This window comes from Corynebacterium sp. CMW7794, from assembly GCF_001563605.1.
Lineage (GTDB): Bacteria > Actinomycetota > Actinomycetes > Mycobacteriales > Mycobacteriaceae > Corynebacterium > Corynebacterium phoceense.
This window is the reverse complement of record NZ_KQ961754.1, coordinates 1-7,532: the sequence shown is the minus strand read 5'-3', so window position 1 is coordinate 7,532 and position 7,532 is coordinate 1. Positions and strand designations below refer to the sequence as shown.

At 53.7% G+C, this 7,532-nt stretch carries 6 protein-coding genes; 1 reads left to right on the top strand and 5 read right to left on the bottom strand.

All coding sequences use genetic code 11. The features are described 5' to 3' along the window. Positions 1 to 1,491 (top strand): coiled-coil domain-containing protein (locus HMPREF3227_RS08595; RefSeq protein WP_197429522.1); only part of this gene is annotated, 1,491 nt, incomplete at its 5' end. A 257-nt stretch (positions 1,492 to 1,748) separates the two neighbouring features. Here the strand turns inward: HMPREF3227_RS08595 and HMPREF3227_RS08590 are convergent. From HMPREF3227_RS08590 to HMPREF3227_RS13930, 5 genes are all read right to left on the bottom strand, one after another. Beyond that, positions 1,749 to 2,330, bottom strand: a complete 582-nt coding sequence (locus HMPREF3227_RS08590) for an NADPH-dependent FMN reductase (RefSeq protein WP_022862715.1) — start codon at positions 2,328 to 2,330, stop codon at positions 1,749 to 1,751. 293 nt (positions 2,331 to 2,623) lie between these two features. Next, positions 2,624 to 3,649: a class 1b ribonucleoside-diphosphate reductase subunit beta gene (gene nrdF, locus HMPREF3227_RS08585; RefSeq protein WP_077210033.1), complete on the bottom strand. Its 1,026-nt coding sequence runs from the start codon at positions 3,647 to 3,649 to the stop codon at positions 2,624 to 2,626. 51 nt (positions 3,650 to 3,700) lie between these two features. After that, a complete protein-coding gene (nrdE, locus tag HMPREF3227_RS08580) occupies positions 3,701 to 5,896 on the bottom strand; it encodes a class 1b ribonucleoside-diphosphate reductase subunit alpha (protein WP_034666261.1) in 2,196 nt (731 codons plus the stop codon). 67 nt (positions 5,897 to 5,963) lie between these two features. Then, positions 5,964 to 6,413, bottom strand: coding sequence for a class Ib ribonucleoside-diphosphate reductase assembly flavoprotein NrdI (nrdI, locus tag HMPREF3227_RS08575; RefSeq protein WP_052093126.1), 450 nt, complete (start codon positions 6,411 to 6,413; stop codon positions 5,964 to 5,966). A 116-nt stretch (positions 6,414 to 6,529) separates the two neighbouring features. Further along, positions 6,530 to 7,210, bottom strand: a complete 681-nt coding sequence (locus HMPREF3227_RS13930) for a metal-dependent transcriptional regulator (RefSeq protein WP_022862719.1) — start codon at positions 7,208 to 7,210, stop codon at positions 6,530 to 6,532. Positions 7,211 to 7,532: the final 322 nt, after the last annotated feature.

The window sequence follows — 7,532 nt, the reverse complement described above, 5'->3', positions numbered from 1 at the left end:
GTAAAAGAAGCGGAACTAAACCCAGGACGCTTCACTGCGTCCGTCGAGGAAGTCTTGGCGTACCAAGACGCCCGGATGGACGGCGTGCGCGTGCAGAAGAACAGTTTTGAAACGTCGTTGTTCGTCGTGCATCTACCGAAGTCGATGTGTAAAGAAATCCCGGACTATTACACAAGTGAGGTAGACGGTCGCGAAGTGAAACGGCCTCGGCTGGTAGCACGCGACTACGAAGCAGCGAAGCAGTATCTCGAAGAGTCGATGCGTTGGCTCGCCGAGAACTTCATCCCCGGCGGCATCGATGCCGTAGCCGGTGGGGATATGAACTTCGACGAATCAACGCCACACATCCAGTTCCAGGCTGATACGTTCTCGCCGAAGCCGGATGATCCCGACAAGCTCCGCTGCCGGCCCGGCATCGCGTACAACACTGATGAGTCGGTGCGGTACATATCTGGCCCGAAGAAGGGCAAACAAATCTCCGGGAACCAGAAGTTCATCGACGCGCAGCGTGGACTTCGAGAGCACATGTACGCGTTGGGTTACCCGGTAGAGCTAGATGTGTCTGAACGTCACAATGAGTCGCTGAATCTTGACCGTTACGTCGAACAGCAGGACCGGGAGCGCGACCTTGCGAACCGTGAGGACGAGGTGGAACGGAAGCACAGCTCCGTACAGCGAGATGTCGATGCTGCAGCGAAAGACCGCAAGCAAGCTGCAGAAGAACTCGAACGGGCGCAGCAGGCCCGTGAAGAAGCCCAGCGTGTGCAGGAAAATGCTGAACAGCAGGCTCGCGAGGTTGCCGAGCGCGTACTCAAAGAAGCACGCGAGAAGGCCGAGCAGGACGCCGAAAAGATTCGTGGTGATGCACAGAAGGATGCTGAACAGGAGTTGGGTCTTGCCGAGGCACAGGCGGAAGAGTTGCTGGACCGTGCCAAGGAGGTTGAGAGCGCCGCCGAAGCCAAGCTCAAGCGTGTAGAGCAGGAAGCTGAACAGCTCCGCAGCGAAGCACGCGAAAAGGCCGAGCAAGAAGCCGAGCAGATCCGCAGTGACGCACGCAAAGAAGCTGAGCAGACGCTGGGTCTCGCTGAAGCTCAGGCAGATGAGCTGCTTGACCTTGCCGAAGAATTCGGCAGTGAAGAACATGATGAGGCCACACGTGACGCTGCAGTAACGCGCGAGGAAGCAGAGCAGGAAGCGAAGATCATCATCGAGGAAGCAACGCAGTCGTTGCAGGAGATTTCGCATGTTGATCAGGACTTTTTGCGGGTCGAGATTGACAGCAACCCAGAGATGAAGCAACGGTACCGCGAGATCGTCATCGACCGTACTCAGGAGGAAAGCGCTGCAGTACTGCGTCGCGCGCTGGAACGCATCGCTAAGCGCCGCCAGCAGGAGCAACAGCGCGACCACGACGGTGACAAGGAGTCCCCCGACGGTGGCAAGGAGTCTCCCGACGGTGACAAGGAGTCCCCCGACGGCGGCAAGCCGTAGATGGGGGTCTCCCCTGCCCTGTATGGCCCTGTAGCGGCCTAACAGGATGTCGCCAGGGTCAGTGTCCAGCGACAGCGCTAAAACCGCTCTAATTCAGCGAAAATCGAAGAATTAGAGCGGTGTTTTTTGAAGCGTCCTGGGTTCAGATTCAGGTAACTCAAGGATGAGTGTGAATCCGGGGTTTGTGTCTTTGAGAAGGCCCTTTAGAAGCCTTCAAGTACTTCGTAGAGGGCGGTGGCTAGGGTTAGTCGCCGTCGCTAGCTGTGCTTGGCTGTTAATGTCATGTCGACCAACTGCAGGAAGCGTATAACGTAGTCTTTGACAAAGCCTGCGGTGCCTTCATTGAGATGGCCGGAGTCTTCGAAGAGGGTGGGGGATTGGCCAAGGAATACCTCGGGCTGACCAGGAAGCGGCATATCGAAGTAGGACAGGGCGAGCCGGAGGTTCTTCTGTGAACTGTAGCCGCCCATGCGGCCTACAGAGTGACTGATGATACCTGCGGGAAGGTTCTTCCAAGCCACATCCGAGTTGGGCTTGGAACCGATGTCCACTGCATTCTTGAGACAGGCAGGGATAGTACGGTTATTTTCCGGGGTAACAAAGAGGACGCCGCTCGAGTTCTTGATGGTGTCGCGGAAAGTGGTGTACTCAGCTGGAATGGGCTTGTCCGTGACCGAGGGGTCATCGTAGTCGAAGTCATAGAGCGGCAAGTCACGGATTTCAACGATGTCTGCCTGGTAGTTTTCAGGGATCATTGTGAGCACTTCGTGTGCAATCTTGCGCGCAAATGAGCCGCGGCGCAGGCTGCCGACGATAACACTAATGCGTGGGGTGGTCATAGGAAGTCCTTTCTTCTTAGTTGGGCGTAGGTACGTGCGATCAAGGGAGAAAAGGCTTGCAGCCAAAGGCAGGCGGTGGCCCGGCGGCGTGGGCGGCAGTAAGAAAGTTATCCACTTTGTCTTCTTCATGGCGGAAGTACAGTTCGATGAGTCCTAACAGTCCCCCGAGGACGGCCTCCCGTGCGGCGGACGTATCCAAAAGCCGCATGGCTGCTGGTTGGTTTCCTTCGCGGATGGCTTCAAACAGCGCGATGGTCTCAAGCCAGCTTCCTTGGTCTGGTCGTGGAAACGGTTTAGAAATCCCAGTCATCATCACTCGTTTCTTCAGCGGTGCCAATGACATAGGAGGAACCGGAGCCGGAGAAGAAGTCATGGTTTTCATCTGCTCCAGGTGCTAGGGCAGCGAGGATTTCCGGGTTCACTTCCGTTTCTTCAGGTGGGAAGTAGTCCGGGTAGCCCAAATTCATGAGCGCCTTATTGGCGTTATAGCGAACGAATACAGCTACATCATCCATGAGCCCCAACGGCTCATATAGCTCGCCGGAATAATCCAGCTCTAGGGCATAAAGCTCTTCGAGCAAGGAAATAGTGAAATCATGCATCTCCTGTTGCCGTTGTGGAGCAGACGTTTCCAGTCCGCGCTGGTACTTGTAGCCTGAGTAGTAACCGTGCACTGCCTTGTCACGCAGAATGAGGCGAATCATGTCTGCCGTATTTGTCAGGGTGGCGTGGACGGAAAAATGCAGGGGAAGATAGAAACCCGCGTAGAGAAGCAGCGAGGAAAGCAGCGTCGATGACACTTTGCGCTTGAGTGGATCGGGTCCAAAATAATGAGTGAGCACTTTTTTGGCGCGTGCCTGGAGAAGGTCATTATTCACCGCCCAGCGGTATGCCTCATCAATTTCTTTCGTACTGCTCAAAGTAGAAAACACTGAAGAGTAAGAACGGGCATGGACTGATTGCATGAAGGCGATGTTGGTATACACGGCCTCCTCGTGCTCGGTGCGGGCATCTTGGATCTGACAGATTTCGCCCACAGTGGCCTGGACGGTGTCCAGGGTGGTGAGTCCCGTGAACACCCGCATGGTGAGGTTGCGTTCCTCCGGTGTCATCCTCTGCCACGCCGGGAGATCGTTTGAAAGTGGAACCTTTTCTGGCAACCAAAAGTTGGCGGTGAGGCGGTTCCACACTTCAAGATCCTTCTCATCGCTCACCCGATTCCAATTGATGGCGCGGATGCGGGCTGAAGGGTCATGCCGGTAACTTGGCGGCGTAACTGAGATGCTGGTTAGCTCAGCAGTGTTTGATGTTAAAGACATAGCTTCTTTCTTTCTTGATGGATGGTTGTGAGTGAAGGAAGGACCGTGTTCCTACAGAGCACAGGAAACGCAGCCTTCGACCTCGGTTCCCTGGAGTGCAGGTTGGCGTAAACGGATGTAGTACAAGGTCTTGATTCCGGCTTTCCAGGCATAGATTTGTGCCTTGTTGATGTCCCGCGTAGTGGTGTCAGCGGTGAAGAACAAAGTCAGGGAAAGCCCTTGGTCCACGTGTTGGGTGGCCATAGCGTAGGTGTCGATGATTTTTTTGTACCCCACGGTGTAGGAGTCATCGAAATACTCCAAGTTGTCGTTGGTCATTTCCGGTGCGGGGTAGTACACGCGCCCCAAGCGGCCTTCCTTGCGTATTTCAATCTTGGAGGCAATCGGGTGTATGGACGCGGTGGAGTCATTGATGTAGGAAATTGATCCAGTGGGTGGAACTGCCTGCAAGTAGGCGTTGTAGATGCCGTCTTGCATCACTTGGTTCTTGAGCCATAACCAATCCTCGCGTTGAGGAATCTGCACGCCAGCCTCATGGAATAGCTGTTTTACGTGGTCAGTGGCCGGCGCCCAGTCTTGGTCGATGTACTTGTCGAAGTAGACGCCAGTGGCATAGGTGGATTCTTCAAAGCCAGTGAATCGTTGACCTTTCTCAACCGCTAGCGCATGGGATGCACGGAGCGCATGATAGGTCACGGTCAGGAAATAGATATTTGTAAAGTCCAGTGCTTCGGCGCAGCCATAAGGAATACGCTTGGAAGCCAGGAAACCGTGGAGATTCATTTGGCCCAACCCGATGGCATGCATGGATGCATTACCGTGAGCGATGGAAGGAACAGCTTCGATATTTGTTAGGTCTGAGACCTTCGTGAGAGCGCGCACCGCGGTTTCAACAGTTTCCCCAAAGTCCGGTGATTCAAAAGCTTTAGCGATGTTGAGCGACCCTAGATTGCAGGAAATGTCCTGGCCAACGGTGGTGTAGTTACCTGAGGCGCCGTAGGTGGATGGCGTGTTGACCTGGAGGATCTCACTACACAGATTGGACATATTGATATGTCCTTTGAGGGGATTAGCGCGGTTGACCGTATCCTCAAAGAGTATGTAGGGGTATCCAGATTCAAACTGAAGCTCAGCCAGCGTGGTGAAAAACTCGCGGGCCTTGATAGTCGTATGAGAAATTCGCGGATTGGAAACCAGCTCGTCGTAATACTCGGTGATAGACATGTCAGACATGGCTACGCCGTACTCGCGAGCGATGTCATACGGGCTAAAAAGATGCATATCCTTGTTCTCTTTGGCCAGCTGGAAGGTTATATCTGGAATAACAACTCCCAGCGAAAGAGTCTTAATGCGGACTTTCTCATCGGCATTTTCCCGCTTGGTATCCAGGAAACGAAGAATATCTGGATGGTGCGCATGTAGGTAGACGGCTCCAGCGCCCTGTCGAGCGCCCAATTGGTTGGCATAGCTGAAGCTATCTTCCAGAATTTTCATGACTGGGACTACGCCGGAAGCTTGGTTCTCAATCTTTTTGATTGGGGCTCCGGATTCGCGCAGATTGCTCAGTAACAAGGCCACACCACCGCCGCGCTTTGAAAGCTGCAGTGCAGAGTTCACGCTGCGGCCAATGCTTTCCAAATTGTCTTCGATGCGAAGGAGGAAGCAGGAGACCATTTCGCCACGCTGGGCTTTTCCTGCGTTGAGAAAAGTAGGGGTGGCGGGCTGGAAGCGTCCGGTCATGATGTCATCCACCAGCTTCTCCGCAAGCTCTTCATCGCCCTGTGCAAGGTACAAAGCTGTGGTGGCGACGCGTTCTTCGTAGCCTTCCAGAAATCGCGAGCCATCAAAGGTTTTCAGTGCGTATGAAGTAAAGAACTTAAATGCGCCGAGGAAAGTGCGGAACTGATGCTTGGCTCGGTGGGCTCTGTCGTACATAGTGCACAGAAAATCGTCATCATAAAGCTCAAGGAATTCCCGCTCGTAGTATTCGTTATCAACCAACCACTCCAAGCGCTGCTTGGTGGATTCAAACTGATGCATGCGGGGAGTGACATGGTGCGCTAAAAAGTCTTGTGTTGCCTCAATGTCCTTGTCGAACTGGATTCTTCCCGAATCGTCGAATAGGTTCAGCTGCGCGTTGAGTGCATGGTAGCTCTTGCGCTTACCGACACCGCCGGCATCGTCTGCTGAAGCGGTGCGGGGCGTAGGGCCAATGGGCTGTGTGGGGGTGGCCTTAAGTGGCGGCATTGTGGTTTCCAATCTGTGTGTTGCGGATGTGGTCTTCATTTTGTGGGAAATCAATGGGGTGTAATTGTTAGTTGCTTTGCTGCTCCCAAAACTTGTGAAGGCCCTGCTTTACAGCGGCAACGTCCTTCTGCGTGCCGAGTAGCTCGAAGTGATACAGCTCTGGAACGTGGCACTTAGCGGAAATGATGCGGCCGGCGACGCAGTAAGCGCTTCCGAAGTTGGTATTGCCTGAGGTAATCACGCCCCGGATAAAGGAACGGTTGATTGGGTCATTGAGGAAGTCGATGACCTGTTTGGGGACTGCGCGTTTGAGCGAGCCACCGCCGTAGGTTGGAACGATGAGTACGTACGGGTGTGAAACCTGGATCATTCCGGTTTTCTTGGGCCGCAGTGGAATGCGCACTGCGGGTCTATCTAAGCGTTCGACGAATCTTTTTGTGTTTTCAGAAACGCTAGAAAAGTACACCAAATCTGGTGAGTCTGACATGACAATCCTGCTCATCCTGGCCTTAGCCATAAGTGGGATAGGTGATGATCGAAAAGATTAACTACGTACTACCGTAGTTGCAAACTACGCCGCACCGTAGTTTTTAAAAGGGCAGGTAGGGACAGGATTAATGAGAAAGGGAAAGACTACAGGCTGTGGTGTGCTACAAACACTGCGTCCGTAGCTGGGCGCCCAAGTACTACCCACTGAGTACTGTCGGCTACCTGTACTTCGAGCGATTCTGAAAAGGGCGTTCCTTCGCGCGTGGTAAGAACAGCCCCAATGACGATGCCTTGCTCTTTGAGGAAGGCCAGCAGTTGTGGGTCGGAATCAGAAATGCGTTCCACGGTCACCTGCGGTTGTGCGCCGCTGTCGGTGAGACGGTGCGCACTGGGGATAGTGACCTGTCCATCAACCGTAGGGATAGGGTCGCCGTGTGGATCCCTAGTGGGGTAATTGAGGAACTTATCCACGCGCTCTATGAGCATGTCAGACACCGCGTGTTCAAGATTTTCGGCTTCATCATGGACCTCGTCCCACGTATAATCCAATGCTTGAACCAAAAAAGACTCAAGCAATCGGTGGCGGCGCACCATGACCAATGCGTACTGCCTGCCAAGTTCGGTTAACTCCACAGAGCCATAGGGCGTGTGTGACACGAGCCCTTGCTTCGACATTTTGCGCACTGCATCGGAGACCGAGGAGAGCTTGAGTCCCAGCTGTTTCGCTATAAGTGTGGCGGTAACGGGCTCGGATGACCATTCCTTTAGCCCCCAGATAGCTTTCAAATAGTTCTGGGTACTGGTGGACAGCTCAGAAACAGACATGAGTAAATGTTAACCCAGCTTCCGTATGCGCCTTAGGCGCTGTGCCCCAACGCTCATAGCGAACAGAGGCCAAGTTTGAGAGGAATGCCGGTAAGGTGGGGCCAGTTAAAGCATTCTTCACTTGAAGGAGAACCACTAATGTCTGAGAAGATTTCAATGAACTTGAAGTGCGCCAGCGTAGTGCGTAATGGAATGGCTAGTACACAGTGCAGTAAAACAGCGCATGTAATGGCTCATGTAATGCACTGTGTAGAGACAGAGCGTCTGGAGCAGGAGTATCAGCGCTCCTGAAGTGCCCCGGGTTTTGTTCCTAGGCATTTGC

Excerpts from the sequence above, each read along its gene's own strand:
- nrdF (WP_077210033.1), bottom strand. The coding sequence starts at position 3,649 with ATGTCTTTAACATCAAACACTGCTGAGCTAACCAGCATCTCAGTTACG.
- nrdE (WP_034666261.1), bottom strand. The coding sequence starts at position 5,896 with ATGCCGCCACTTAAGGCCACCCCCACACAGCCCATTGGCCCTACGCCC.
- nrdI (WP_052093126.1), bottom strand. The coding sequence starts at position 6,413 with ATGGCTAAGGCCAGGATGAGCAGGATTGTCATGTCAGACTCACCAGAT.
- HMPREF3227_RS08590 (WP_022862715.1), bottom strand. The coding sequence starts at position 2,330 with ATGACCACCCCACGCATTAGTGTTATCGTCGGCAGCCTGCGCCGCGGC.
- HMPREF3227_RS13930 (WP_022862719.1), bottom strand. The coding sequence starts at position 7,210 with ATGTCTGTTTCTGAGCTGTCCACCAGTACCCAGAACTATTTGAAAGCT.